Source organism: Pseudomonas sp. IT-P44 (assembly GCF_949768225.1).
In the GTDB taxonomy this organism is placed as follows: Bacteria; Pseudomonadota; Gammaproteobacteria; order Pseudomonadales; family Pseudomonadaceae; genus Aquipseudomonas; species Aquipseudomonas migulae.
In genome coordinates this window covers 1-1799 of record NZ_CATKQM010000075.1, presented here as the reverse complement: position 1 = coordinate 1799, position 1799 = coordinate 1, and the positions used below count along the sequence as shown (strand labels likewise).

Below are 1799 nucleotides of genomic sequence, written 5' to 3'. Positions count from 1 at the left end.
TAACAATCTTAATCTGGGCCAAGGTGCCGTGACTGAGATCGAACGCTATTTCCTTTTCATCGGCACCGGCGGGAAAAACGCCGGCCAACTGATCCCCCTGAATACGGACAGCGACCTCGACGGCGCTCTGGGTATCCCGCCGAGCGACCTGAAAACCCAAATCACGGCCGCACGCCTCAATGGCGGTGATCGCTGGGCGTGTCTGGCGGCTCCGATCGCTGCAGACGGTGAGTGGTCCGAAGCCTTGGAAAAGGCCCAGCAACAAGGCTTTTCCGTCGAAGCGGTGGTGATCACCACACCAGTAACGGTCAAGGCTGAGCTGTCGGCGATGCACGACGCCGCCGTGGCACTGAATAACACCTACGGCCGACGTGCGTTTGTCATGGCAGCGAGTGCCGGCATCACGGCCCAGCAGACCTGGGCGGAATACCTGACTGCACAGCGGTCCATCACCACCGGCCTGGCTGCGCCGCGTGTTCTGGTCGTGCCGCAACTGCACGGTAATGATTTGGGCGTACTGGCGGGCCGCTTGGCCAACTCTGCAGTGAGCATTGCTGACAGCCCGATGCGTGTGGCGTCCGGTGCGTTGTTGGGTTTGGGCCCCGTTCCGACCGACAAAGAAAGCGTGCCATTGCCGTCGGCGATCCGCGCCGAGCTGGACACCGCGCGCTTCTCCGTGTCGCAGACCTATCCCGATTACCCGGGAGTGTTCTGGGGCGACGGCAACATGCTTGACGCCCCGGCGAGTGACTTCCAGGTAGTCGAGTACCTGCGCTTGGCCGACAAGGCTGCCCGTCAGGTCCGCCCGCTGCTGATCCGCCGTGTCGGCGATCGCCGCTTGAACAAATCGCCCAACAGCATGGCCGCAGCAATCAGTGCGTTCATGAAGCCGCTGCGCAAGATGGCCAAGTCCAGCACGTTCGCTGGCCAGGTATTCCCGGGTGAGATCGAATCGCCCAAGGATGGCGACATCGTCCTGGTGTGGCACAGCAAAACCAAGGTTGAGCTCTACATCAAGATCCGCCCGCTCAACTGCCCGAAAGACCTGACGGCGAACATCGCCCTCGATCTTTCTGACGACAACCAGGAGTAGTCCCCATGACCGCACGTATCGGCGGCAAGAACTTCGATGTGAACCTGGGCGACCTGCAGGTTCATGTCGACAACATCACCCTCGACATCACCGATAACACGGCTGTGGCGCAGAGCAAAGGCGTACCCAACGGGCACGTCGACGGCGACGTCTCGGCCAGCGGCGAGATGGAATTCGACACCAGCAACTTCAACTTGCTGATCGAATCCGCCCGATCGGCCGGGAGCTTTCGCAAGCTGGACACCTTCGACGTGGTGTTCTTCGCAGCTGCAGGCGACGAAGAGCTGCGCGTCGAGGCCTTCGGCTGCAAGTTGAAGGTCTCCAGCCTGCTCGCCATCGACCCCAAGGGCGGCGAGAAGTCCAAACACAAGGTGCCGTTCGACGTCACCAGTCCGGACTTTATCCGCATCAACGGCGTGCCGTACCTGGACGCTACCGAGATCGAGGGCCTGCGCTGATGGTGTGCCCGTTCGATCGTGCCCAGGCGCTGGAGCAACGCCAGCGTGACCAGGCGATCGCGGCCCAGCTCGCCCAGGTGCGCCCGATCGGGCCCAGCCGGACTCACTGCCTGGACTGTGAAAACCCAATTCCCGAGAAGCGCCGCGCCCTGGGCGGAAAAATCCGCTGCACGCCCTGCGAGTCTCTTTCCGAGCAAGGACAACGTCGATGACTCTCATCACCTGGCCGCACTTCGCCGCGGCTGAAT

At 62.3% G+C, this 1799-nt stretch carries 3 protein-coding genes; all 3 read left to right on the top strand.

Going from position 1 to position 1799, the window contains the following annotated elements:
- Nucleotides 1-1093: DUF2586 domain-containing protein (locus tag ACM6IO_RS26705; protein WP_414912540.1), on the top strand; the 1093-nt coding region annotated here is incomplete at its 5' end.
- Between the two features lie 5 nt (nucleotides 1094-1098).
- On the top strand, nucleotides 1099-1551 hold the full coding sequence (locus ACM6IO_RS26700; protein ID WP_253438749.1) for a phage protein: 453 nt from the start codon (nucleotides 1099-1101) through the stop codon (nucleotides 1549-1551).
- A complete protein-coding gene (locus ACM6IO_RS26695; protein ID WP_414912539.1) occupies nucleotides 1551-1763 on the top strand; it encodes a TraR/DksA C4-type zinc finger protein in 213 nt (70 codons plus the stop codon). The genes ACM6IO_RS26700 and ACM6IO_RS26695 overlap by 1 nt, the downstream gene beginning before the upstream one ends.
- Nucleotides 1764-1799: the final 36 nt, after the last annotated feature.